The sequence below is a fragment of the Acidovorax sp. BL-A-41-H1 genome, assembly GCF_051942715.1.
In genome coordinates this window covers 45,134-71,251 of the sequence record NZ_JBPVJQ010000013.1, presented here as the reverse complement: position 1 = coordinate 71,251, position 26,118 = coordinate 45,134, and the positions used below count along the sequence as shown (strand labels likewise).

19 protein-coding genes are annotated in these 26,118 nt (G+C 66.7%); 15 read left to right on the top strand and 4 right to left on the bottom strand.

The window, feature by feature from the left end; genetic code table 11:
- Positions 1–74: 74 nt before the first annotated feature.
- Positions 75–731 (top strand): YitT family protein, encoded by a 657-nt coding sequence (locus tag ACTPOI_RS25350; protein WP_440114287.1) that lies wholly within the window; start codon positions 75–77, stop codon positions 729–731.
- 43 nt (positions 732–774) lie between these two features.
- On the opposite strand, the gene ACTPOI_RS25345 is transcribed toward ACTPOI_RS25350, so the two are convergent.
- Positions 775–4,332: an EAL domain-containing protein gene (locus ACTPOI_RS25345; protein WP_440114284.1), complete on the bottom strand. Its 3,558-nt coding sequence runs from the start codon at positions 4,330–4,332 to the stop codon at positions 775–777.
- A 221-nt stretch (positions 4,333–4,553) separates the two neighbouring features.
- Between ACTPOI_RS25345 and ACTPOI_RS25340 the strand changes: the two genes are divergently transcribed.
- The 10 genes from ACTPOI_RS25340 (at position 4,554) to ACTPOI_RS25295 (ending at position 14,942) form a co-directional block, all read left to right on the top strand.
- A complete protein-coding gene (locus ACTPOI_RS25340; RefSeq protein ID WP_440114281.1) occupies positions 4,554–5,087 on the top strand; it encodes a hypothetical protein in 534 nt (177 codons plus the stop codon).
- A 392-nt stretch (positions 5,088–5,479) separates the two neighbouring features.
- Positions 5,480–5,602: a hypothetical protein gene (locus tag ACTPOI_RS25335; protein ID WP_289814346.1), complete on the top strand. Its 123-nt coding sequence runs from the start codon at positions 5,480–5,482 to the stop codon at positions 5,600–5,602.
- Positions 5,603–5,686: 84 nt separating this feature from the next.
- Positions 5,687–7,120 carry a TolC family protein gene (locus tag ACTPOI_RS25330; protein WP_440114278.1) on the top strand — a complete coding sequence of 478 codons (1,434 nt, stop codon included), beginning with the start codon at positions 5,687–5,689 and terminating at the stop codon, positions 7,118–7,120.
- A 3-nt stretch (positions 7,121–7,123) separates the two neighbouring features.
- Positions 7,124–8,506 carry a multicopper oxidase family protein gene (locus ACTPOI_RS25325; RefSeq protein WP_440114275.1) on the top strand — a complete coding sequence of 461 codons (1,383 nt, stop codon included), beginning with the start codon at positions 7,124–7,126 and terminating at the stop codon, positions 8,504–8,506.
- A 13-nt stretch (positions 8,507–8,519) separates the two neighbouring features.
- A complete protein-coding gene (locus tag ACTPOI_RS25320; protein ID WP_094287794.1) occupies positions 8,520–9,017 on the top strand; it encodes a cupredoxin domain-containing protein in 498 nt (165 codons plus the stop codon).
- A 29-nt stretch (positions 9,018–9,046) separates the two neighbouring features.
- Positions 9,047–9,580, top strand: coding sequence for a DUF411 domain-containing protein (locus tag ACTPOI_RS25315; protein ID WP_094287792.1), 534 nt, complete (start codon positions 9,047–9,049; stop codon positions 9,578–9,580).
- Positions 9,577–9,948: a copper-binding protein gene (locus ACTPOI_RS25310; protein WP_440114271.1), complete on the top strand. Its 372-nt coding sequence runs from the start codon at positions 9,577–9,579 to the stop codon at positions 9,946–9,948. Before ACTPOI_RS25315 ends, ACTPOI_RS25310 begins: the two co-directional genes overlap by 4 nt.
- A 77-nt stretch (positions 9,949–10,025) precedes the next feature.
- Entirely contained in the window at positions 10,026–11,033 is a 1,008-nt protein-coding gene (locus ACTPOI_RS25305; RefSeq protein ID WP_440114268.1) for a P1 family peptidase, read from the top strand.
- A gap of 382 nt (positions 11,034–11,415) precedes the next feature.
- Positions 11,416–12,966, top strand: coding sequence for a methyl-accepting chemotaxis protein (locus tag ACTPOI_RS25300; RefSeq protein ID WP_082606736.1), 1,551 nt, complete (start codon positions 11,416–11,418; stop codon positions 12,964–12,966).
- A gap of 386 nt (positions 12,967–13,352) precedes the next feature.
- Complete coding sequence (locus ACTPOI_RS25295) at positions 13,353–14,942, top strand: methyl-accepting chemotaxis protein (RefSeq protein ID WP_440114265.1); 1,590 nt, start codon at positions 13,353–13,355, stop codon at positions 14,940–14,942.
- A 65-nt stretch (positions 14,943–15,007) separates the two neighbouring features.
- Here the strand turns inward: ACTPOI_RS25295 and ACTPOI_RS25290 are convergent, their stop codons facing one another.
- Positions 15,008–16,576 (bottom strand): EAL domain-containing protein, encoded by a 1,569-nt coding sequence (locus ACTPOI_RS25290; protein ID WP_440114262.1) that lies wholly within the window; start codon positions 16,574–16,576, stop codon positions 15,008–15,010.
- 223 nt (positions 16,577–16,799) lie between these two features.
- Between ACTPOI_RS25290 and ACTPOI_RS25285 the strand changes: the two genes are divergently transcribed.
- The 3 genes from ACTPOI_RS25285 to ACTPOI_RS25275 all read left to right on the top strand — a co-directional run bounded on the left by ACTPOI_RS25285 (position 16,800) and on the right by ACTPOI_RS25275 (position 19,727).
- Positions 16,800–17,597 (top strand): lectin, encoded by a 798-nt coding sequence (locus tag ACTPOI_RS25285; protein ID WP_440114259.1) that lies wholly within the window; start codon positions 16,800–16,802, stop codon positions 17,595–17,597.
- A 16-nt stretch (positions 17,598–17,613) separates the two neighbouring features.
- Positions 17,614–18,123, top strand: coding sequence for an EF-hand domain-containing protein (locus tag ACTPOI_RS25280; RefSeq protein WP_440114256.1), 510 nt, complete (start codon positions 17,614–17,616; stop codon positions 18,121–18,123).
- A 236-nt stretch (positions 18,124–18,359) separates the two neighbouring features.
- Entirely contained in the window at positions 18,360–19,727 is a 1,368-nt protein-coding gene (locus ACTPOI_RS25275; protein ID WP_440114253.1) for a TAXI family TRAP transporter solute-binding subunit, read from the top strand.
- A gap of 24 nt (positions 19,728–19,751) precedes the next feature.
- On the opposite strand, the gene ACTPOI_RS25270 is transcribed toward ACTPOI_RS25275, so the two are convergent.
- Entirely contained in the window at positions 19,752–22,247 is a 2,496-nt protein-coding gene (locus tag ACTPOI_RS25270; protein ID WP_440114250.1) for a DUF1631 family protein, read from the bottom strand.
- Between the two features lie 89 nt (positions 22,248–22,336).
- The gene (ettA, locus tag ACTPOI_RS25265; protein WP_440114247.1) at positions 22,337–23,998 is read right to left on the bottom strand and encodes an energy-dependent translational throttle protein EttA; all 1,662 of its coding nucleotides are present in this window, start codon (positions 23,996–23,998) and stop codon (positions 22,337–22,339) included.
- 245 nt (positions 23,999–24,243) lie between these two features.
- On the opposite strand from ettA, the gene ACTPOI_RS25260 reads away from it, so the two are divergent.
- Positions 24,244–26,031 carry a DEAD/DEAH box helicase gene (locus ACTPOI_RS25260; RefSeq protein WP_094287776.1) on the top strand — a complete coding sequence of 596 codons (1,788 nt, stop codon included), beginning with the start codon at positions 24,244–24,246 and terminating at the stop codon, positions 26,029–26,031.
- Positions 26,032–26,118 lie beyond the last annotated feature (87 nt).

Here is a 26,118-nt window from a genome sequence, read left to right as displayed (position 1 = left end):
GCGCGACAAGCCAGGCATAGGGCTTGCGTGCTCCAATTCGGCGCACGCACTCCCTCCAGCCCCTCTTTTCGCCCATGTCCAGCTCCCCCGCAGCCCCTGCCCCGTCCACCCCCAGCGCGGCGCCCGCCGCACCGGTGGTGGTGCCCCACAGCCTCACGGAAGACGCCGTGGCGATCTTCACCGGGGTGCTGCTGATTTCGGTGGGGGTGGCGTTTTTCACCAGCGCGGGGTTGCTCACCGGAGGCACTGCGGGGCTGGCGTTTCTGCTGCACTACGCCACGGGCATCGGCTTCGGCAAGATCTTCTTTGTGCTGAACCTGCCGTTCTATTGGCTCGCGCTGCGCAAGCTGGGGCGGGCGTTCACCGTCAAGACCTTCATCGCGGTGCTGCTGCTGTCACTGCTGACCGAGCTGCAGTCGCAGTTCCTGCAGTTTGCGCAGCTGCAGCCGCTGTATGCGGCCATTGCGGGCGGGCTGATTACGGGCACAGGCTTCCTCGTGCTGTTCCGCCACCGCTGCAGCCTGGGCGGCGTGGGCATTGCGGCGCTGTACCTGCAGGACCGCTATGGCTGGCGCGCAGGCAAGGTGCAGATGGCCGTGGACTGCGGCATCGTGCTGCTGGCGCTGTGGACGGTGGAGCCCCTGCGCGTGGCCTGGTCCATTGCGGGCGCCGTGGCGCTGAACCTGGTGCTGGCCATGAACCACCGGCCGGGGCGCTACATGGCGGTGTAGTCCCCCGGCCAAGGGCGGTTGAGCACTCCAAGAAACACGTCTTCTAGGTGGACACCCGCCAGCCCAATGCGCTGTGCAGGCGGTGCTCCAGCACCTCGATGGGCACGGGGCGGCTGAACAAATAGCCCTGCCACAGCGTGCAGCCATGCTGCTCCAGAAACGCCCGCTGCGCCTCGGTCTCCACCCCTTCTGCGATCACGTCGATGCCCAGGCTCTGCGCCATGCCGATGATGGTCTGCACGATGAGCGCATCCGTGTGCTGTATGCCGATGTTGCGCACAAAGCTCTGGTCGATCTTGAGCTGGTCGAGCGGCAGCCGCGTAAGGTAGGACAGGGACGACTGCCCCGTGCCAAAGTCGTCCATCGAAAACCCCAGGCCCAGCGCACGCAGGGCATTCATCTTGGCGATGGTGTCGTCCACGTTGTCCAGCGCCAGGCTTTCGGTCAGCTCCAGCTTCAGGCGGTCGGGCCGCGCACCTGTCTGGCGCAGCACCGTGACCACCTGCTCGATGAAATCGTCCTGGTGGAACTGGCGCGCGCTCACGTTCACGGCCAGCTGCAGCTCGGCCGTGGCGGGGTGGTCCTGCCAGCGGCGCAGCTGCGCGCAGGCGGTCTGCAGCACCCACAGGCCCATGGGCAGGATCAGGCCGGTTTCTTCGGCCAGGGGGATGAACTCGAACGGTGACACCATGCCGCGTGTGGGGTGGTTCCAGCGGATCAGCGCCTCGGCCCCCACCACCCGAGTGCCGCACCCCACCTGGGACTGGTAGTGCAGCGTGAACTGGCCCTGCTCCACGGCCGTGCGCAGGTCGTTCTCCAGCGTTGCGCGGGCGGTGACGGCAGCCTGCATGCGTGGATCAAAAAAGCGGATGCTGTTGCGCCCGGCGGTCTTGGCGGCATACATGGCCAGGTCGGCGTGCTTGACCACATCCTCCACCGTCTGCCCCTGGCCGCTGAACAGCACGGCGCCCACGCTGGTGGTGCTGTGCACATGGTGCGATGCCAGCTGGTAGGGCTGGTTGAGCGCGGCCAGTATCTTCTCGCCCACAGTCTGCGCCTGCTCGGCCGCATCGGTGGCCTGGGCGCCCAGGTCTTCCAGCAGCACCAGAAACTCATCGCCGCCCAGGCGCGCCACGGTGTCGCCTTCGCGCACACAGCGGGTCAGGCGCTCGGCCACCTGCTGCAGCAGCACGTCACCCATATCGTGGCCCAGGGTGTCGTTCAGGGTCTTGAAATGGTCCAGGTCCAGGCACAACAAGGCCCCTTGCAGGCCGGAGCGGGCGCCAGTGGCAAACGCCTGTTGCAGGCGGTCCATCATCAGGCGGCGGTTGGGCAGGTGGGTAAGCGGGTCGTAGAAGGCCAGGTGCTCGATCTCGCGCGCCGCGGCGGCGCGCTGCGTGATGTCGCTGAGCGTGGCCACGTAGTGGGTCAGCGCCCCGTGGCGGTCCGTCACGGCGGCAATCGCCATGAAATGCAGGTTCACCTCGCCGCTCTTGCAGCGGTTCCACAGCTCCCCTTTCCACTCGCCCGTGCTGGCCAGGCTGGCCCACATGGCGTCAAAGAAAGCCTTGTCATGGTGGCCCGAGGCCAGCAGGCGGGTGCGCTGGCCCATCACCTCGTCGGCGCTGTAGCCGGTGATGCGGCTGAAGGCGCGATTCGTGCGCAGGATGCGGGTGTCGGCATCGGTGACGATCATGCCCTCCTGCGACTCAAACGCGATGGCGGCAATGCGCAACTCGTTTTCGTCGCGCTTGCGGGCGGTGATGTCCTTGCCCACGCCCCGGTAGCCACAAAACACGCCGTCTGCGTCAAACACCGGCGTGCCGCTGATGGACACCCAGTACGAGTGGCCCTGCCGGTCGTGGCGCTCGAACTCGAAGTCGCGGAACTCCTGGTGGCGCTCCAGCAGCGCGCGGTGCTCTTCCCACTGCGCATCGCTCATGCCCGGCGCAGCCAGCTCCCAGCGCGTCTTGCCCATGTGCAGCGACGCCTCCTGCACCAGCCGGTCATCGGCACGGCCTTCCACATGCGTGAGGCGAAACTGCGCGTCCTGCTCCCAGTACCAGTCGGACGACAGCGCCGTGAGGGTGCGAAAACGCGCCTCGTTGTCCTCCAGCTTGCGGCGCACGCGGTACGACTCGCTCACGTCGCTGAAGACCAGCACCACGCCCACGATCTGGCCCTGGGGGTTGCGGATGGGGGCTGCGCTGTCGGCGATCTGGTACTCGGCCCCGTGGCGCGCAAGCAAGGTGGTGTGGTTGCTCAGCGCCACCACCTGGCCTTTGTCCATCACCTGCTGCACCGGGTCCACCTGGGGTTCGCGCGTGCTGGCGTTGACGATGCGGAACACATCGGCCAGTGGCTGGCCCAGGGCCTGTGCCAGCGGCCAGCCGGTCAGGCGCTCGGCCACCGCATTCATGCGGGTGATGCGGCCCTGCGCATCGGTGGCCACCACAGCGTCACCAATGGAATGCAGGGTGATGGCCAGGTTCTCCTCGCTCTGGCGCAGCTCGGCCTCGGCGTTCTGGCGGGTCAGCGCCATGCGGTCGAAGCGGCGGCCCAGCTCGGTCAGCTCCTGCAGCCCCGTGGCGGGCGCGCGCGACACATAACGCCCCTCGGCCAGCTCGTCGGTGGCGTGCAGCAGGCGCTGCAGGGGCCGTACCACGCCACGCTGCACGCCCACCTGGGCCACCACCACCGACACCAACAGCCCGGCCAGCAAGAAGGCCATCTCAGTCCACATGCGCTGGTTGGCGGCGGCATACAGGTTTTCCAGCGGCACCGTGAGGCTCATGGTCGCCACCGGTCTGCCGCCCGCCTCGATGAGGGGCTGGAACACCACCAGCTCTGGGGCGCCATCGGCACGCGTGCGCAGGCGCTGGCCCTGCGGGGTTTGCAGCACCATGGCGCGGAACTCGCCATCGGCGAACGGGGCGCCCAGCTCGCTGGCTTCGGGCGGGTAGCGGGCCAGCACGCGGCCATCGGGGTCCGACACCCGGGCCACGGCCCCGTCGGGCAGGCCCAGGTCGGTGAGCCGCAGGCTCCACCATTCCAGCGACACCACGGCCACGGCCGCCCCCACCACGTCCTGCGTGCCCGCCGGGATCACCGGGTAGGCAAAGTTGACGCTGGCCACCTGGGCGGCGCGGTCCACCTGGAAGCTGCCCACGGCAAAGTCCCGTCCGGTGATGGTCTGCTGAAAGTACGGGCGGTTGGCCACATTGACCGGTGCCTTCAGCGGGCGGGCATTGCACAGCAGATCGCCGTCTGCACGCGGCACACCGATGTTCACGTAGGTGGTGTTGAGCGACAGCACCTCGGCCAGGTAACGGCCACATTCGGGCGCTGCGGGGTCGCGCACCTGCGGCATGGCGGCCAGTTGCTGGAGAAATTGCCGCGTGTTCTGGATCAGGCGCTGCTGGGTGCCAGCCACCGAATGCAGCGTCTGCAGCGCGCGGGCTTCTGCCGCCGCAATCGCGTCGGCGCGGTGGGCCCGGGCCTGGTAGACGACCAGCAGCACGGCTGGCAACGTGGCCCACAGCACCAGCCAGCGGATCCGCGCGGGCAAGGTGCTCCACATTCCTGCAACCCAGGGGGGCATACCGACCTTTCTGTGCTCGACAAGGAAAGAAGGCTGGCGCGCTGGTCCGCCGCACAGGCCACAACCCGTGGGCCGCACCCCGCAGCGGACATGTTTTGTTGCATGTTAGCGCCCACCGCCCCGGCCGTCCTCCATTGTTTGCGCAGTTCGACCAGCGCTGCCGGGAGGAGAAAAGTCCGCGCACAGGGGAACCAACCCTTTGCGCGCCGTATCATTGGCAGATGCGTCGCGGCCTCTCTCTTTTGCTGATGGTGGTGCTGGTCCTGCGGGGCCTCACCGGCACCGCCATGGCCGCCGGGGTGTTGCCCCCGCTCCAGTCCCCCGCCGCACCACACAGCCACAGCCAGGCCGATACCGCCCGTGCCGCCGCCTCCCACACCCCGGCCGAGGCCCATCAGGCTCCCTCTGCCACCCACGGCGCACATGGCTCACACCACGGCAGCCACCCGCCCCCCGAGAGCACGGCCGCAGAGCCCGAAGCCGAACACGACCACCACGATCACGACCATGACCACGCCTTGGCGGCCCCAGCCGCTGCCGATGCGGCCGCGTGCAATGGCGCCAGCACCGGCTGCGCCGCCCACGAACACCACGCCAGCGCCTGTTCGGCCTGCGAGATCTGCCATTCGGCCATGCTGGATGTGCCCGCAGCGCTGATCCCGGTGCACCAGCCCCCCGGCCCCCTGCGCGCCCTGAGCACGGCGCCATTTGACAGTGCCCCGGCGGCACTGGCCATCAAACCCCCCATCGCCTGATCTCCGACGCCCGAAGTGCGTCTGCACCGCCGGTCCGCCCCACCTGGGGCGCGCCGGTTGCAGCGCATTGCCTGTTTTTCTCGCTGTCTGGAGATCGCCATGCGCGCCCTTTTTTACCCCCCGGCTCCATGCCTGCGGCCACCCCGCACCCGGCTGGCCTGTCTTGCCCTGCTTGCGCCGCTGTTCACACCTTGGGTCGCGGTGCCCACTGCCTTTGCCCAAAGCCCCCACGCTGCAGCCCCTGCGGCCGAACCCAGTGCGGCCACGGCCCCACTGATTCACCTCGCTCGCCCAGCCGCCGCTGCCTTGGCCGATCTGCCCACGGGGCAGTCCTGGCAGGACGCCCACCACGCGGTCGGCCAGTTCCCGCGCGGCCACGCCGACATCGTGGTGTGGGAGAAGCAGCAGGGCGCCGCGACCAGCCCGCCCTCATCCTCATCCTCATCCTCATCCTCATCCTCATCCTCATCCTCATCCTCGTCATCGTCCTCACCACACCAGCACAGTGGCGCTGAAGCGGCCCCTGGCGCATCCCGCAAGCCCATGCACCAGCACCACCGCAGCCACCACGGCGACCAGCCCATGCATGGGGGCAAGCCATGATTCGCCTACCCCACCTGCAGCGCTTGTCCACCCTCGCCGCAGCCCTCGCCCTCGCGGGCTGCGCCAGCGTGTCGCCCGACGGCCTGCGCGGCGACGTGGCCGCGCTCACCCAGGGCCGCACCGGCGGCGTGCAGGCAGCCCTGCCCGCCACCGACCCCGCTGCCCGCGCCACAGCGCAGCAATCCATCGAAGGCTGGCTGGCTCAGCCCCTCACCCAAGATGCAGCCGTGCGCATTGCGCTGCTGAACAACCCCGGCCTGCAGGCCCGCCTGGCCGCGCTGGGCGTGGCCGATGCCGAACGGGTGCAGGCCATCACCCTGCCCAACCCACACCTGAGCCTGGGACGCTTTGCCAACAGCCACGAGCGGGAGATCGAACGCACCCTGGCCTTTGGCCTCCTGGACCTCATCACCCTGCCCTGGCGCACCCAGCGCCAGGCCGAGCGCCTGCAGATCGCCACGCTGCAAGCCGCGCAGGACGTGGTGCTGCTGGCCGCCGACACGCGCCGCGCCTGGCTGCGTGCCGTGGCGGCCGAACAGGTGGCCGCCACGCATGGGCGCATGGTGGAAGCCGCCGAGGCCGGTGCCGAGCTGGCCCGCCGCATGGTGCAGGTGGGCAACTGGAGCCGCCTGCGGCAGGCCCGCGAACAGGCCACGCTGCACGAGGCCCGCAGCCAGCACGCGCGCGCCCGCCTGGCTGCCGCCACCGCGCGCGAGGAGCTCCACCGCCGCCTCGGCCTGTGGGGCTTGCAGACGCAGTACCAGTTGGCTGCCCAGTTGCCACCGCTGCCCGCCAGCGCGCTGCCCGCAGACGGCATCGAAGCCACCGCCCTGCGCGAGCGGCTCGATGTGCAGGCCGCTCGCCGCCAGCTCGACACCCAGGCCGTGCGCCAGGGCTGGAGCCGCGCGGGCGCGGTGTTTGTCGACATCGGCCTGGCCTACAGCCGCAACACCGCCACCGAGCGTGACAGCGGCCACCGCGAAATCACCCGGGGCTGGGAACTGGAGCTGCCCCTGCCCCTGTTCGACTGGGGCGGCGCCGCACGCACCCGCGCGCAGGCCGAGGTGGAGCAAAGCGCCGCCCAGCTGCAGGACACCGCCGCGCGCGCCCGCAGCGAGGTGCGCGCCGCCTGGCTGACCTACCGCACCGCCCTGGACCTGGCGCGCCAGCAACAGGCCGAAGTAGTGCCCCTGCAACAACTCATCAGCGACGAAACCACGCTGCGCTACAACGGCATGCTGGCCAGCGTGTGGGACATGCTGGCTGAAGCGCGCACCAGCACCCAGGCCGTGGCCAACGCCATCGAAGCGCAACGCGACTTCTGGCTGGCGGAGACCGACCTGCAACTTGCGCTAACGGGAACCTCTCCCGGCGCACTGCAGGGCCTCACCTCCGGCGCCGCCGCCTCCACCACCCCACAAGGTCACTGAACCATGAACCGCCGCAATTTCTTCTCCGGCGCTGCCACGGCCGTGGCTGCCGCCTCCGTCAGCCGCGTGGCCCTGGCCGCACTGCCCGAGCCTGCGATGCAGTCCAGCGCCGACACCGCGCCGCCGCTGCACCCGCCCACGGGCCGCCCCTACAACCCCGTGGTCACGTTGAACGGCTGGACCGCGCCCTGGCGCATGAATGCAGGCGTCAAGGAATTCCACCTGGTGGCCGAGCCCGTGGTGCGCGAGGTGGCGCCCGGCTTCATGGTCAACATGTGGGGCTACAACGGCCAGAGCCCTGGCCCCACCATCGAGGTGGTTGAGGGTGATCGCGTGCGCATCTTCGTCACCAACCGCCTGCCCGAGCACACGGCCATCCACTGGCATGGCCAGCGCCTGCCCAACGGCATGGACGGCGTGGGCGGGCTCAACCAGCCGGCGATTCCACCGGGCAAGACCTTTGTGTACGAGTTCGTGGCGCGCCGCCCCGGCACTTTCATGTACCACCCGCATGCCGACGAGATGGTGCAGATGGCCATGGGCATGATGGGCCTGTGGATCACCCACCCCAAGGCCAGCCACCCGCAGATTGCCACCGTGCAGCGCGACTACGCGTTTTTGCTCAACGCCTTCGATGTGGAGCCCGGCAGCATGACCCCCAAGGTCAACACCATGCTGGACCACAACATCTGGTGCTGGAACAGCCGCGTGTTCCCCGCCATCAGCCCGCTGGTGGCGCGCCAGGGCGAGCGCGTGCGCATCCGCGTGGGCAACCTCACCATGACCAACCACCCCATCCACATCCACGGCCATGAGTTCGAGGTGACCGGCACCGACGGCGGCCCCGTGCCCAAAAGCGCGCGCTGGCCCGAGGTGACCACCGACGTGGCCGTGGGCCAGATGCGGCAGATCGAGCTGATCGCCGACGAACCCGGCGACTGGGCCCTGCACTGCCACAAGAGCCACCACACCATGGGCGCCATGGGGCACGACGTGCCCACCATGATCGGCGTGGATCACCGGGGCCTGGTCGGCAAGATCCAGAAGATCGTGCCCGACTACATGGTGATGGGGGAGCGCGGCATGGCCGACATGGGAGCGATGGAGATGCCCCTGCCGGACAACACCTTCCCCATGATGACCGGCACCGGCCCCTATGGCCCGCTGGAGATGGGCGGCATGTTCACCACCTTCAAGGTGCGTGCGGGGCTGGCGGCAGGCGACTACCGCGACCCCGGCGACTACACCCAGCCACCGGGCACGCAGGCCTACGAATGGCAAGGCGCCCCGGCCAGCACACCCCGCCCCGCGCGCACCACGGCGCCGGGCACCGCCCCAGGCGCGGCCAGCGCCCGCAAACCCGCCGCCAGCGGTCACCAACACTGAGACAGGACACACCATGAATACTATTAAATTGATAGCTATTTGCGCTTTACTAGCCGGCGGAAACGCCTCTTTTGGTCATGAAAACATGCCCCATCACAACCGCAATGCCCCGGTGGTGAAGGAACAAAAGCCTTGGGGCATAGCAGGCGACACCCAGGCCGTGGCCCGCACCATCACCATCCGCATGACGGACGACATGCGCTTTACGCCCCGCCACATCGAAGTGCGCGAAGGCGAGACCGTGCGGCTGCGCGCCGAGAACAAGGGCCAGGTGCTGCACGAGATCGTGATCGGCACCAAGGCCGAGCTGGACGCGCACGCCGAGATGATGGTCAAGCACCCCGGCATGGAACACGACGAGCCCTATATGGCCCATGTGGGCGCTGGCAAGAAGGGCGACATCGTGTGGCAGTTCAACCGCGCCGGGAGTTTTGACTTTGCCTGCCTCATCGCGGGCCACTACCAGGCGGGCATGACGGGAACCATCACCGTTCGCCCGCGCAAGCCATGACCCGCCCCCATCCACGCAGGAATCACACCATGACCCCCACACCACGCACCACGCCTGCCCTGCCCACCCGCCGCCAATGGCTTGCCACCGCACTGCCGCTGGCGGGCGCAGGCCTGGCCATTGCCCTGCTGCCCTCCGCTGCCCGCGCCACCCCGCCCACAGCGGCCGCCACGCCCCTGGAGGTCTGGAAAGACCCGAACTGCGGCTGCTGCCAGGACTGGGTGGACCACATGCAGGCCAATGGCTTTGCCGTGAAGGTGCACGCCACCGGCAACAACGCGGTGCGCGCCCGCCTGGGCCTGCCGCAAAAACTGGGTTCGTGCCACACCGCGCTGGTCGGCGGCTATGTGGTCGAAGGCCATGTGCCAGCCAGCGACGTGCGCAAGCTGTTGCAGCAAAAGCCCAAGGCCCTGGGCCTGGCGGTGCCCGGCATGCCTGTGGGCTCGCCGGGCATGGACGGCGCCGTGTATGGCGATCGGCGTGATCCGTACGACGTGCTGCTGGTGGCCCACGATGGCAGCACGCGCGTATTCAACAGCTACAACAAGAAGGCATCGACATGAAGAAGACATTCCTCCCCATCCCGGTGGCGGCCAGCCTGCTCTTGCTGGGCACTGGGACCGCTTGGGCACAGGCACCTGCTGCAGCAGCCTCTGACAGCCACAGCAACCACCACACTGAAGCCACCGCAGCGCCCGCACCGCAGGCGGATCTGAGCGAAGGAGAAATCACCCGCTGGGACCCGCGCACCCTGCGCCTCACCCTCAAACACGGAGAGATCAAGAACCTGGAGATGCCACCCATGACCATGGTGTTCCGCGTGGCAGACGCCAGCGTAGTCGGTGACCTGAAACCGGGTGACAAGGTGCGCTTTAGGGCCGAACAGGTCAGCGGGGCCTACCATGTCCAGCGGATCGAGAAAGCGCCCTGAAGCGGCTCCGCGCGCGGCACCGGGGCGCTGATACTGCGCAAGTGCCGCAAGGCGCCCGGGCACCATAATCAGCGGCCATGACTTCCTCCAACACACTGGCTGGCGACGCTGGCAGCATCACCCGCGTGGCCGGCATCGAGGTCGGCCACTTCACCGAAACCCGCCGCCCCACGGGCTGCACCGTCATCATCACCCGCGAGGGCGCCGTGGCTGGCGTGGATGTGCGTGGCGCCGCCCCCGGCACACGCGAGACGGACCTGCTGCACCCCTCCAACCTGGTGGACCAGGTGCACGCCATCATGCTCGCGGGTGGCAGCGCCTGGGGGCTGGACGCCGCCACGGGCGCTGTGCGCTGGCTGGAAGAGCGTGGTATCGGTTTTGACGTGGCCGTGGGCCGCCTGCCCATCGTGCCTGCCGCCGTGCTGTTCGACCTGCTGGTGGGCGACATGCGCGTGCGTCCCGATGCCGCTGCGGGCTATGCCGCGTGCGAGGCAGCATCCACCGCAGACCCGGCCGAAGGCAATGTGGGCGCGGGCACCGGCGCGGCGCTGGGCAAGATCTTCGGCATCCAGCGTGCCATGAAGGGCGGCATCGGCACCGCCTCCGTCACCGTAGACGGCGTCACGGTGGGGGCGCTCATCGCCTGCAATGCGCTGGGCGACGTGATCGACCCGGACACTGCACAAGTGATTGCCGGGGCCCGCACCGACGACGGCCTGCGCCTGCGCGACACGCGCCGCGCCCTGCTGCGCGGCGACCCGCCCCAGCCGCTGCTGGCGGGCACCAACACCACCATTGGCGTGGTGGCCACCGATGCCGTCATCACCAAGGTGCAGGCTCACCGCCTGGCCGTGGCCGCACACGATGGCCTGGCGCGCAGCATCAACCCGGTGCACACCATGTCCGACGGCGACACCCTCTTCAGCCTGGGCACGGGCCGCAGCGGCAAGAGCCTGGGCATGATGGTGCTGGCCACCATGGCGGCCGAGGCCACGGCCATCGCCACAGCGCGGGCGGCACGGGCGGCACGGGCGATCACCACCGCCGAAGGCCTGTACCTCCCTGCTGCCGCCGACCTGCGGTAGGCCGGGACGACGGCGTCGCCTTCGCGCTGAGCGCCACTTCCTCCCTATCCAGCCTCGGATCCAGCCGGGGCCATGGGCTTCTGCTTTGCGCCCACGCCTCCACACCTATCCAAAACCATCTGGGCGGCGGATACTGTGCGCAAAACAACCTTTGCGCATGTCGCTGTTCCGAGTTCAATCGGGGCATGGGGTGGTCTGCGGCGCTGCCGATGCTCGCAATAGCTGCGGCTGTGGCCGTTTTTCCTCGCAGGCCTTTTCATGCGCCGAGCGCGCATTCCCTGCGCGGTAAGCACCGAGGCCCCCGGTGCTTGCGCTACTTGCTACTTACTTGTTAGGAACATGTTCTCGATCTGAATCTAGCCAATTTTTTGAGGAGAAAAGCATGCGACTGTCGAATCTGCGAGTCGGTTTGCGCATGGGCCTGGGTTTTGGCCTTTTGCTGACATTGGTGCTGGCCATGGGGCTGTTTGCCGTGAACCGCGTCAATCGGGTGCAAGGCAGCGTGGAAGACCTTGCCACCAACTGGTTGCCCAGCACCCAGCAGTTGGCAGGCCTCAACGAAGCGCTCAATCAAATGCGCCGTGCCGAGCTGCAGGTGCTCCTGGGTGGCGGTGACAAAGCCCTGCAAGAAGAAAGTGCGCGCATAGACAAGCAGTGGACCCTGGTACCCAAGCTGCTGCAGGCCTACGCAAACACCCTGGACGACGACGCAGAGCGCAAGCTTTTTGACACCTTCAAAGCTGCGGTCGAACGCTACAAAGGCACCCAGAGCCAACTGCTGGCCCTGGTGCGGGACGGCAAGGGTGAAGAGGCCCTGGCGTACCTGCGGGGTGATTCACGGCAGGCATTTCGTGCAACCACCGACGCCATTGGCAAGCTCAACCAGCGCAACGATGAAGGTGTGGAAAAGGCACAGCAAAAAGGCACCGAGAGTTACCGCGCGGTGCTCTGGGGCATCTGGCTGATGGTTGCAGTGGCCTTGGCCCTCGGTGCCGCCATTGGCTGGGTGCTGACACGTTCGCTCACCATTCCTCTGAGTTTTGCGGCGGGCACCGCCGATCGCATCGCTGATGGCGACCTGACGGGCGAAGTGCATTCGTCGCGCGGCGATGAGTTAGGCGACTTGCTGCGCGCCCTTGCCCGCATGCAACAGGCCCTGAATGAATCCGTCACGAACGTACGTCGCAGCGCCGACAGCATTGCGACCGCCAGTGAAGAGGTGAGCAACGGCGGGCAGGACTTGTCAGTGCGCACCGAGGCGGCGGCCGCGAGCATCGAGGAGACATCTGCAGCGCTGCAGCAAGTCACCGAAACGGTGCGCCACAGCTCAACGTCTGCGCAGCAGGCTCACCAGTTGGCGTCGGCAGCTTCGACCGTGGCCGTCCGGGGCGGCGAGGTGGTGGCACGTGTGGTGAGCACCATGGACGGTATCCAGTCCTCGTCGCGCAAGATTGGTGACATCATTGGCGTGATTGACGGCATTGCGTTTCAGACCAACATCCTGGCCCTGAATGCAGCCGTGGAAGCGGCACGGGCCGGCGAGCAGGGGCGCGGGTTTGCGGTGGTGGCCACCGAGGTGCGAACGCTCGCGCAGCGCAGCGCGCAGGCAGCACGGGAGATCAAAGAGCTGATATCAAGCTCGGTTGACCAGGTGGAAGGCGGGGCGCAGTTGGTCGGGGAAGCTGGCCGAACAATGGATGAAGTGGTGGGCTCGGTACAGCAGGTAAGCCATTTGATTGGCGAAATCGCCAGCGCCATCAAGGAACAGACCCAGAGCGTGGTCGAGGTCAACACCGCCATCTCTCAACTGGACAGCATGACCCAACAGAATGCTGCACTGGTGGAGCAATCTGCAGCGGCGTCTGAGTCGCTGCGCGACCAGGCCGGGCGGTTGATCGAGGTCGTGGCACGCTTCAGACTCAAGGCCGGTTGAGCCGGAAAAAATGCCCTTCAGCCATCCTGTCAACGGATGGGTGATTGGGGCCGTCCCTTCTGACTAGCCCGACGACCCGGCCAGCAGTTCCACCACTCGCTTGGCGCGGCGATACCCCAATGGCAATGGGATTCAGGAGCGCAGCGCATGGCTCGCAGGATCTTTTGTGCGCGGTCAAAAAAACCTTGACTGGACTGGAAAGGCGCTCAACATCAATGACCACGCCACAGCCCCGGCGGGAACGCGCCGTGGCGCCCTGCGCGCCCTGCGCGACCTGTGCGCATGTGGCTGCTGGCTGCTGGCTGCTGGCTCACAAAAGCTTGAGAACGTGGCGCTTCAGCCCACAAAAGTGCATCATCGTTACCACCAGTTGGAGGGCCTATCGCATGAATGTCCTGCAAAACCTGAGCATCAAGGCGCGTCTTGGCATGGGCTATGTGGTTATCACCGGTGCTTTGATCCTGGTGGCTGCCATGGGGCTGCATGGGGAGGCGAAGACGCAGGAGAGCCTGGACAACCAGGTCAATCACCTGAATGTGGTCAAAAGCCTGGGCAACCAGGTGCTGGATGCGGCCAACGCACGCGCCATCTCGGCCCGCAACCTGATGATTGCCGGGTCGAAGGAAGATGCCGCCGCCGAACTCCGGCTCATCGGGGCGGCGCACGACAGCATGGGGCGGGCACTCAAGAGCGTGGAGGAAGCCCTCCAGACCGCCCCACCCGAAACAGCCCCTTTGCGCAGCCTGCTGGCCCAGATCAAGGAGACGGAAGCCGCCTATGGGCCGATCGCGCTGGAGATCACACGGCTGGGCAGCCAGGGCGAGAAGGACGTGGCAATCCAGAAGATCAATGCGGAATGCCGCCCCCTGCTGACCAAGCTGGTGGGCAACATCGGCGCATTCCTGGCCGAGAGCGACGCCATCAGCAAACGGGCCAGCGAGCAGTCGATGCGCCAGTTTGAATCGCTGCGCCTGCAACTGATTGTGCTGAGTGTGGCGATGGTGGTGTTTGCCTGCGTACTGGGCATCGCCACCATGCGATCCATCGTCAGGCCCCTGAGCGAGGCCAGTCGGGCCACGCAGGAGTTTGCGCAGGGCAATCTGGCAACGCCGCTGGTGGCGCAGGGCAAGGACGAAATCGCCACGGTGGTTGCCTCGATGGAGGCCATGCGCCAAAGTCTGTCGAACCTGGTGGCGGGGGTGCGCCAGGGGTCTGAGAGCGTCTCCACCGCCAGCGCCGAGATCGCGCAGGGCAACCAGAACCTGTCGATGCGCACCGAGCAGCAGGCCAGTGCGCTGCAGCAAACCGCAGCGTCGATGGAACAGCTGGGCTCGACCGTGAAGCAGAACGCGGACAACGCGGTCAATGCCAACCGGCTCGCGCATTCGGCCTCGACCGTCGCGCAGCAGGGGGGCGAAGTGGTGGCCATGGTGGTTGCCACCATGAAGGACATCAACGACTCCAGCCGCAAGATCAACGACATCATCAGCGTGATCGACGGCATCGCCTTCCAGACCAACATCCTTGCGCTGAATGCCGCCGTGGAAGCCGCCCGCGCAGGCGAGCAGGGCCGGGGCTTTGCCGTGGTGGCCAGCGAGGTGCGCAGCCTGGCCCAGCGCAGCGCCGCTGCCGCCAAGGAGATCAAGCAACTGATCACCGAGAGCGTGGGCCGCGTGGAACATGGCACCGCCCTGGTGGACAAGGCAGGCCACACCATGACCGAGGTGGTGGCCAGCATCCGCAATGTGACGCACATCATGGGCGAGATCAGCGCTGCCAGCTCTGAACAGAGCGCGGGGGTCACGCAGGTGGGTGAAGCGGTCACGCTGATGGACCAGGCGACGCAGCAGAATGCCGCACTGGTGGAGGAAATGGCGGCCGCCGCATCGAGCCTGCGCGGGCAGGCCGACGACCTCGTGAAGGCCGTGGCGGTCTTCAGGATTCACGGCAGCGGGTCGGCACTGCTGCTCAAATGAGCAGACGGCCAGACGAGCAGGCGCTGCTGAAAACCCGGCGCAGGTTGGCAGAGGATTGGGTAACGCTACTGCGGTTGGGAGGGCGGTGCCACGCGCAGCCCCGCCAGCAGTTCCTCCAAGGGCATTGCGCGGGCGAACTTCCAGCCCTGGGCCTGGCGCACGCCCCGCGCAATCAGGAAGTCCACCTGGTCCTGCGTCTCCACGCCCTCGGCAATCAGCGCCAGTTGGAGCGTGTGGGCCATTTCGATGATGTGGGTGGTGACCGGGCTGATGGCGGCCTGCGCCCCGATGCTGGCGATGAAGATGCGGTCGATCTTGAGGGTGTCGATGTCGATGGACTCCAGCATGGACAGGCTGGAGTAGCCCGTGCCGAAGTCATCCAGCGCGATCGACGCCCCGATCTGCCGCGCCGCCTGCAGCGCGGGCCGCGCGGCCTCGATGTCCACCAGCCCCCGCTCGGTGACTTCGAGCATCAGCGCGCCTGCCGGAAACTCCATGGCACTGAAGCGCCGCTGCAGGTACTGCACGGGTCCGTCGGCCACCAGGTCCTGGGGCGAGAGGTTCAGGCTCACATGAAAGCCCGGGCGGGCCTTGAGCAGCTCCGGCAGGTCGGCGAGCACCATGTCGATCACGTAGCGTGTGATGGGAGCGATGACCCCGGCCTTCTCGGCTTCAGCAATGAACTCGTCGGGTGGCACCAGGGTGCCGTTGCGGCGGCGCCAGCGCAGCAGCGCCTCGGCACCCACCCATTGGCCGGTCTGCAGATCGACGATGGGCTGGTAGAGGATGAAGAACTCGCGCCGACGCAGGGCTGTCCGCAGCCGCACACGCGGCGACAGTTGCCACCGGGTGAGCACTGCCACGCCCAGCGCAAACAGGGCGCTGGCCACCAGGCCCAGCGGCGCCAGGATCAGCGCCTGAGCCCAGAGCCCGCCGTAGGCCTGGGCCTTGGGGGCTGCGGCAACGGCTGCGATGTTGTTGTCTTTCGATGCCCGGAAGACAATGTGGTGGGTATCGCTTTCGACCTGGCTGCTGGCATCGGGGGTGTACAAAGCCAGCCACTGCGCATCCAGCGGACCCTTGGACCGTATCAGCGCCTGCGGCGTGCTGATCAGCAGCCCCAGCGAGACATCGGCGTGAAGCACCGGCATGTCGATCACGATGCCGGGGTGGATGATCACCGCGTGGCCGTTGCGGGCGTAGATGTTGAAGGGCTGATCAGGCGCAAAAGGCAGGCGGGCACCGATCCAGCTCGAAATCCCGGTGGCGGTGACCATGTGGTTGCCGGTGAGCGGCACCAGGTCGCTGCCCTGCGTGAGCGTGCTGCAGACCAGGGTGCCATCCATCACCGAGCCCATGCCTTGCAGGTAAAACGAGGTGCCCACGAGCTGCTGCATGCGCGTGAGGCTGGCCTGGCTGCAGGGTGGGTGCGGGTCCCTGTCCAGGTCATTGAGCGCAGCCACCAGCTGCTGGCGCGAGGCTACGCCGCGCCGCAGCACCTCGTCTGCCAGCGAGGTCAGGTAGGTGATCTGGTCGTTCTTGGCCTGGCGATGGGCCACCCACAGCGATGCTGCAATGGGGATCAGCGCCGCCAGCAGCAGTGGGATGGAGGCAACGACATAGAAGCGTTTCATCGGACACGGCAGTGGTTGGAGGTGACACAGGCAGACACAGTCCTGCCCTGGCGCGGTGCCATCATGCACGAACCGGCGCTGTGGGGCCAACGGGATTTCAACCGATGGCGCGAGCAACAACCCAACGCGGTGGCTGCAGGCCATCCTATGATGCAGACAGCGGGTGGTGCCCTGAAGCGAGCCCTGCCAGCCCCCGCCCCTTATCGCAACGAGGAGAGAAACCATGAAAGACCCGGCCTTTCGGAAACCAGCGTGGCTGCTGTGCCTGCCATTGCTCATGAGCGTCCAGGCGGTACAGGCGCAGGACCAGGTGGTGGATCTGCAGTCCAGCGGCGGCTACACCTCCTACCGCCTGGCGGACGATGTGACCCAGGTGGACCTGGTGGAACAAACCCAGGGCGCCTGCCGCTTCAACCGCACCTGGGGCTACGACCTGACCAACCGCGAGCTGTGGACCAACGGCGGCTGCGGCGGTCGCTTCAAGGTCACGCGCAGCTACGCCCCCGGCAACAACAGTGGCTCCAACGCCGGAGCAGCCGTGGCGGCGGTGGCCGCCATCGCGGGGATTGCCCTGCTGGCCAACCACAACCGGCACGACCACGACCAGCGCCCTGAGTACCCGGATTACCCCCACCAAGGTGGCGACTGGGGCCGCGAGATCCGTGCGGGCGGCGGCCTGTGCCTGGATGTGCGCGGCGGCAAGTTCCAGCCCGGCACTACGCTGCAGGTGTACGAATGCAACGGCACGGCGTCGCAGCGATTCGCAGTGGGTCGTGGCGGCGAGATCCGGGTGCGCGACCTGTGCGTGGACGTGGACCGGGGCGACCCGCGCGATGGCGCACGGGTGGTGCTGTGGTCCTGCTCGGGCTCGCGCAGCCAGAGCTGGTCCACCCGGGGCGGGCAGATCGTGAGCCAGCTCACCGGCAAATGCCTGGATGTGGAGGCCGGTCAGGTTCGCCCGGGCGCGCACACCATGGTCTGGCCCTGCAACCGCAGCCCCAGCCAGCGCTGGTGGTGGTAACGAGTGCGTGATGATGATGAAAAATACCGTTCACCGCATCTGCGCAGTCACCTGCGCTCTGGCCTCGCTGACCCTCCTGGCGGCTGCCCCCGCAGCCTACGCAGCCGATGCCCCCGTGACCTCTCCCACCACACCGGCCCGGCCCGCCAAAGCGGGCCCCAAACAGGCCGCCAGGCCCCTCGCCGACCGCCTCCAGGCCATTTGCTCATCGGCCGACTTCAACCACGATGGAAATGTGTCGCTGGACGAGTTTCACCAGGACATCGTGCAGAGCTGGCACAGCCTGGGGCCCGATGCACAGGGCTATGTGCACTTGGCTCAACTGAGCCAGGTGCCCCGCATCGGCAAGGGCGCGCTGCGGCGACTGGCCGCAGCCGACAAGGACGCAGATGGCAAGCTGTCCTTCTCCGAGGTGGTGCAGGCGCGCATGGCCTTTTTTGAAGCCGCTGACGGCAACCAGGACGACCTCTTGTCACTGCAGGAGTGCATTGCGTACGAGCGCCAGCGGCGGAGCCAGCCACAGTAAACCGTGGGCAAAGGGCGGCCGACTGCCTAGCCACCCCATGCCCCGCACAACCTTGCTGGTACCAACAGGGGTTGAGGTGGCAGGGATTCTTGCCTGCCACACACTCCACGGCCCGGGATAATCGACAGCGCCGCCGAACAGACTTTCTGCAGGTGGGGCTGGGGCATCCTTGCAGCCTTGGCCCAGGTGACGCGCCGCCCCTGCCCCACTGCCTTTGTGATCTTCATCCCTATTCCATGTCCCAGGCCCTTCGCAACACCCTGCTTTCCCTGCGCGATCTGATCGTTTCCGCCGGCCCGCTCGCTTTTCTGGCCGTGGGGCTGCTGGTGCTGGCCTACTGGTGGCTCAACCCCAATCCGCCCAAAACCGTGACCCTGGCCACAGGGCCCGCGCAAAGCGCTTACGAGGAGTTTGGCAAACGCTACCAGAAGGCCCTCGCAGCGGACGGGATCGAGGTGACGCTGCTGCCCAGCGAGGGCTCATCTCACAACCTGCAATTGCTGCGTGAAGGCAAGGCGGATGTGGCCTTTGTGCAAGGCGGGACCGCCGAACTCCTGCCCGACGATCCCGACGAACTGGTGTCACTGGGCAACCTGTTTGTGGAGCCTGTCTGGCTGTTTTACCGCACCGAAACGGCACAGCGCATGTACAACACGCCCCGGCTCGATGGTCTGCGACAACTGCGTGGCCTGCACGTGAATGTCGGTTCGCAGGGAAGCGGTGTACCCACGCTGATGGAACGCCTGCTGGAGGCCAACAAGGTCGAGCGGGGGGCCGTCAAGCTCTCGCGGCTGGACCAAACCCCAGCCACCGTGGACTTCCTGGCGGGCAAGCTGGACGCGCTGGTGTTCGCATCGGCCCCCGAATCCCTGATGGTGCAGATGCTGCTGCAAACCCCCGGAGTCCAGCTGTTGGACTTCGCGCAGCACGAGGCCTATGCACGGCGCTTCCCGTTCCTGACGCCGGTCACCCTGCCGCGCGGCGTGGTGGACCTGGCCAGCAATGTGCCGGTGAGGGACGTGCGATTGGTGGCGTCCACCACCTCGCTGCTCGCCCGCGAGGGCACCCACCCGGCTTTGCTCACGCTGTTTGCGCAAAATGCCCAGAAGCTGCACGGCGGCGCCGGCTGGTTCAACCGTGCACGCGAGTTCCCCAACGCGCGCAACAGCGAATTGCCCATTGCAAAGGAAGCTGATCGCGCCATGAACGAGGCCGTTCCCATGCTGCAGCGCTACCTGCCGTTCTGGATTGCCAACCTGATCGAGCGCATGTGGCTGGTGCTGGGTATTCTGCTGGCGATCATGCTGCCGCTGTCGCGCATCGTGCCGCCGCTATACCAATTCCGCGTGCGCTCGCGCGTGTTCCGCTGGTATGGCCGCCTGCGCGAGATCGAAAGTGACCTGGAAACCGGCAGGTCCAACACGGCCGAGCTGCTCAAGGCCTTGGCCGCACTGGAAGCCCAGGCCGAAAAAGTGAGCGTCCCCCTCTCCTATGCCGACGAGCTGTACGCACTGCGCAACCACATTCACCTGGTCCGCAAAAAACTCCTTCGGGTGTCGGAAGCGGGAGAACCCAGGCCACTTCCAGAGGCAGCAGTTCCCTGAACGCAAGAAACCAGGCCGGGTGGATCAGCGGCTTTTGGAGGACTTGGAGCCCGACGAGGGCGAGAGAGGTGCCGACTTGGACAGTGGCGCCATCTTGGAGCTGGACGCTGGCCGTGCGCCGGAGGACCGGCCATCGGACGGTCTGCGCTCCGCGCCTGCGGCATCGGCTGAGCGGCTGGCCCCCTTGGGTGGAAGTGCAGGCACCACGCGCAGAGCCCCCTCCTGCGCCAGCTTGTCCCGCATCCGCCGCGTCATGGACTGGGTACTGGCATCTGGGGCGGTGAACAGGAACAGCGTGCCATGGGGACTAGACCAGGTGAGCTGCGTGCGCACCACACGCCCGTTGGTCACCAACTCCACCCAGGCACCGATCACAAAATCGGCGTAGGGGTCGGGCAGCTCCACGGGCGGGGTGCTGCTGCCCTCGGCCTCTTCGGGCGCCGCGGGCTGCGCTTCAACGGAACTGGCCTCAGGGGGCGTCTCCACCACAGGCTCTGGCGCGACGACGGGCGCGGGCTTTTCAAAAGCCTCCTGGTGCAAACCCACCAGGCGCTGGAGCAAGGCACTGGTCTGGACCGCCGGGTAGTTGATGGTCTTGAGGCCCTTGCGCAGCTTGGCGAGCAGCCCGGGGATGGCCTCATTGAGCCGGTCCGGCTCTTGCCGTGTCAAGTCTGGCTGGGCACTCCAGAGCAGCACGGGCACCAGCGCCAGGTAACCCCCCGGGTCGTCCTTGCCTCCTTCGCTATTCATCACCTGGGCCAGGGCAATCACGTCAGCCCAAGGGCCTGCGGCGAAATCAAGAATGTCGGCGGGTACCTGCTCCAGGTCAGGCAGCTTGCGGATATCGGCCGCCACTTTTTCAGCCAGCAGCTCCCGCTGCTCGGCATGCAGACGGGCTTTCTCCTCGGCCTCCTGCTCTGCCTTGATTTTCTGTTCTTGCTTGTCCCAGGCCGACTGCAGGGCCTTGAGCACGGTATCGAAAGGACCCGCGTCCTTGATCTCATTGGTGGACAGGTGCTCGACGGCTTCCGTTACCAGGCGCATGAAACGGCTGAATCCCTGATCCGTCTCGGCAGTAAAGGCCAGGCTGCGCTGGGTCAGCTCGTCAAGCAGGCGACGTGCGGGATGGGTGCCATCGGTAAAAAAACGCCCATCGTGGTGCACCAGTTGCTTGAGAGCGGGCTCCAGGCTCTTGACCGCCAGCTGGACAGGGGGCAATAAACGCGCATCCTGCGCAATGTTCGCCATCATGCGCCCCACCACCTCCACCGCCATGGCGGTGGACTGCGTCGCAGCCTCCATGGGCATGGAGGCATACACCACCGGCGCTACCCCTGGGCCACGCCAGCCGGACAAGGGCACCGGCAATGAGCCGCCCTGGCTGGCACCAGCACCACCCGCCAGTCGCCCCACCAGCCGCTCCAGCTGGGCCATGTCTTCGATGGCCTCGGCAGCCGCTCCCGAGGGGAAGTAAGCCCCGGACAGCGAAGACTGCGCACTGGCCGCGCCTGCGCGGGGATCCACCCACCCGGGCTGCCCAGCCACAGGTTGCGCAACCACGGCCCCATAACCCGGGGCGGCAAACGGGTCACCCCCGGCCAGCATCTGGCGCAGGATGCCCACCGTCAGCAGGGCTTCTTCAGCCGCATCGACCGCTGCCAACACGGGCACTTGCTGGGAATCTCCACTCCAGCCCGTGGACGGCCCCACGCCCCGGCCATAGCCGGTGTTGCCGTAGTCGCCCATGGGAGCGTTCATTGAGTGGCCATAGCCCGAGTATCCGGTGCCATAGCCTGTTCCAGGACCACCGTAGGCCTGCCCGTAGCCCGTGCCCGGGCCGCTGTTGCGGCCGCCACCCGATGGCGTACCCAGCACGGCATAGCCCACAGGCTGGACACCATGCTCGCGCAGGCTCTTGGCGGTGTTTTTGTATTCTTCTACGAGCAGCTTGCCCAGCAAGTCCCGCATGTGCTGCATCCAGAGCTGCCGGACTTCGGGGGACACGCCCGTATCGCTGACCACCCGCTGCAGGGCCCGTATGTAACTTTCGGGGCGCAGCGGGTTTCGCTCGGGCTGCACGCTGCGCAACCCCTGTGCCGCGCTGACCAGGGTATTGAGTTCAGCCAATACGGCATCGGTGGCATGCAAGGCCGATTGCTGGGCCTTGGAGAGTTCCACCTGCGCCAGCATCTCGTTTTCGTCCATGAGCGACAGCTCACCGAAATCCATCCCGGTGTCGTCGGCAGAACTGCGCCCCTTGGTAACGGCAGGCCCTTCCGCAAATATCTCCAGCAGGGCCATGGGATAACCCTTGACCAGCGCAGCCTCATGCTGGTTGAGGTAGCGCAGGCTGTCACTGATCAGGTTGCGCTGCTGGATGCCGACGCTGCCCGTCTCCTCCTCCGCCAAGGCCCCTTGGGTGACCTTGACCAGCTGCTGCATCAATGCCTCGCCCCCGCGCACGGCGTTGACGACACAGGCACGAAACACGGTTCTCGTACGAGACGCAGGCTGGGACATGGTGGGGAGGAGTCGGCGAACAGGTTTCCAGTTGCAATCCTACTTGACCTGAAGGCTGGATTCAGGTCTTTGAACCGCCTACCGGCGGCTTATTTCAGGGCTTTGTAACGCATCCGCTTGGGTTTGGCCCCCTCTTCACCCAGACGCTTCTTCTTGTCGGCCTCGTACTCCTGGTAATTGCCGTCAAAGAACGTCCACTGGCTGTCACCTTCGGCCGCCAGGATGTGGGTGGCGATACGGTCCAGGAACCAGCGGTCGTGGCTGATTACCAACACTGTGCCAGCGTATTCCAGCAGCGCATCTTCCAGGGCACGCAGGGTTTCCACGTCCAGGTCGTTCGAGGGTTCGTCCAGCAGCAGCACGTTACCGCCCGCGATCAGCGTCTTGGCCAGGTGCAGGCGGCCGCGCTCACCACCGGAGAGCATGCCCACCTTCTTCTGCTGGTCGCCGCCGTTGAAGTTGAAGCGACCGCAATAGGCGCGGCTGGCCATCTGGAACTTGCCGATGTTGATCATGTCCAGCCCGCCAGACACGTCCTCCCACACCGTCTTGTCGTCCGACAAGGCATCGCGGTGCTGGTCCACAAAGGCCATCTTCACCGTGGCGCCGATCACCACTTCGCCGCTATCAGGCTTTTCGCGGCCCGCAATCAGCTTGAACAGCGTCGATTTACCGGCCCCGTTCGGGCCGATGATGCCGACGATCGCGCCCGCCGGGATGGTCATGGACAGGTTATCGATGAGCACGCGGTCGCCAAAGGACTTGGTGACGTTGTGGAACTCGATCACCTGGGTGCCCAGGCGGTCGGCCACAGGAATGAAGATTTCCTGCGTCTCGTTGCGCTTTTGGTATTCGTAGTCGGAGAGTTCCTCGAAGCGGGCAATGCGCGCCTTGCTCTTGGCCTGGCGGCCCTTGGCGTTTTGGCGCACCCACTCCAGTTCCTTCTTCAGAGCCTTGGCACGGGCTTCCTCGCCCTTTTGCTCGGACTCCAGGCGGGCCTGCTTCTGGTCCAGCCAGGTGCTGTAGTTGCCCTTGTAGGGAATGCCGTAGCCGCGGTCCAGTTCGAGAATCCACTCGGCCGCGTTGTCCAGGAAGTAGCGATCGTGGGTGATGGCCACCACGGTGCCGGGGAAGCGGTGCAGGAACTGCTCCAGCCAGTCCACCGACTCGGCATCCAAGTGGTTGGTGGGTTCGTCGAGCAGCAGCATGTCGGGCTTGGACAGAAGCAGGCGGCACAGCGCGATGCGGCGCTTTTCGCCACCGGACAGCAGGCCGATCTTGGCCTCCCAGGGCGGCAGTCGCAGGGCGTCGGCGGCGATCTCGAGCTGGTGCTCGGAATCGGTGCCAGCCGTGGCGATCACGGCTTCCAGGCGGGCCTGCTCGGCGGCCAGGGCGTCGAAATCGGCATCGGGCTCGGCATAAGCGGCGTACACCTCTTCGAGCTTGGCCTTGGCGGCAAACACTTCGCCCATGGCCTCTTCCACGCTCTCGCGGACGGTGTGCTCGTTGTTGAGCTGGGGTTCCTGGGGCAGGTAGCCGATCTTGATCCCGGGCATAGGGATGGCTTCGCCTTCGATTTCCTTGTCCACGCCGGCCATGATCTTGAGCAGGGTGGATTTGCCCGAGCCGTTCAGGCCCAGCACGCCAATCTTGGCGCCGGGGAAGAAGCTCAGGGAGATGTCTTTCAAGATCTGCCGCTTGGGCGGCACTGTCTTGGAGACGCGGTTCATCGAATAAACGTATTGGGCCATTGGGTTCTAACCTGGGGAATGGGGCAGAAGAATTTCTGCGTTCAAATGCCGATTATCGGGCCATGCGACAATATGCCCCGCGACGGGCTCCAGTTGCCCGCTGCATCAGCACACTGCTGGGGACGAAAGAAGCACCCTGCTTCCGGGCTCCCAATCCTGAACCTCATCGGCTTGAGACTGGCTCGGCAACCCCCGGTTGCACGACAGGCCGATACCCAGCGCCCCGGACGGGCGCATCCAAAGACATGACATTTGACGAACTGAACCTGGCTCCTGCCATCCTGAAGGCCGTGCACGAAACGGGCTACGAGACCCCCACGCCCATTCAGGCCCAGGCCATTCCCGCTGTTCTGGAAGGCCACGACCTGTTGGCCGGCGCCCAGACAGGCACTGGCAAGACCGCCGCGTTCACCCTGCCCATGCTGCACCGCCTCTCGCAAGGCACGGCCCCCAAGAACAAGTTTGGCGGCAAGGGCATCCGCGCCCTGGTGCTGACCCCCACCCGTGAACTGGCTGCCCAGGTGGAAGAATCCGTACGCGAATACGGCAAGTACCTCGACATCAACTCCACCGTCGTCTTTGGCGGCGTGGGCATGAACCCACAGATCGACCGCATCAAACGCGGCGTGGACATCCTGGTGGCCACCCCGGGCCGCCTGCTGGACCTGCAGCAGCAGGGCTTCCTGGACCTGTCCACCGTGGAAGTGCTGGTGCTCGACGAAGCCGACCGCATGCTGGACATGGGCTTCATCCACGACGTGAAGAAGGTTCTGGCCCTGGTGCCCAAGGACAAGCAGAGCCTGCTGTTCTCGGCCACCTTCAGCGACGAGATCCGCGATCTGGCCAACACCCTGCTCAAGAACCCGCAAAGCATCCAGGTCACCCCCCGCAACACCACGGTGCAGCGCATCACCCAGGTGATCCACCCTGTGGGCCGTGGCAAGAAGAAGCAGGTGCTGCTGCACATCATCCAGCAGCACAACTGGAGCCAGGTGCTGGTGTTCACCCGCACCAAGTTCGGCGCCAACAACGTGGCCGAGTTCCTGACCAAAAACGGCGTCTCGGCCATGGCCCTGCACGGCAACAAGAGCCAGAGCGCCCGCACGCAGGCCCTGGCGGGCTTCAAGAGCGGTGACATCCGCGCGCTGGTGGCGACCGACATCGCTGCGCGCGGCATTGACATCGACGACCTGCCCCATGTCGTGAACTACGAAATCCCGAACGTCTCGGAAGACTACGTGCACCGCATTGGCCGCACTGGCCGCGCAGGCGCAACCGGTGAAGCCGTGAGCCTGGTCTGCATGGACGAAGAAGGCTTCATGATGGAGATCGAGCGCTTCACCAAGCAGCAGATCCCCGTGCAGGTCATCGAGGGCTTTGGCCCCGAACCCGGAGAGAAGGCCGAGCCCATTGCCATGGGCCGCCAGACCATCTGGGGTGGTGCAGGCAAGCCTCCGAGCCGTGACGTGATGCAGGCAGCTGCCAAGGCCGCCCGCAGCGAGATGATGGAACGCATCCGCACCAACAAAGCCAGCCAGGGCGGCGGTGGTGGCGAGCGCGGCCCCCGCCCTGCCGGTGGCGGCAATGGCGGCGGCCGCGGTGGGCGCGCTGGTGGCGGTGCAGCAGCGAATGGCGGCGGCAACGGCCCGCGTGGCGGCCGTGCCGGTGGTGGTGGCCAGGGCGGCGGCGCGCGCGCCGGTGGGCAGGCCCCTGCACGCGGTCGCTCCGGCGGCGGTGGTTACGAGGGTGGTGGCAATCGGTATGACGACTCGCAACCCCCACGCGCCAATGCCCACCTGGGTACACACTCGGGCCACAGCAACCCCGGCAACCGCCACTCAGGCCATTCGGCCGGTGGGCAGCCTGACCCCATGCGCACCAGCGTAGACAGCATGGGCGGCGGTGGTCGCCGTGGTGGTGGCGGTTATCGTGGCGGCAACGGTGGAGGTGGCGGCTATGGCGGCGGCAATTCTGGTGGCCGGGGCAACGGGCCTCGTGGGTCGGGCGGTCCTCGCGGCTCTTTTAACCGCTGACACCACCCCGTCGAGGGGCCACGCGGCGGCGCCAGCGACCGCTGCAGGCACCTCGCCGCCTCTTTCGAAAGACCCCCAGGGCACAGC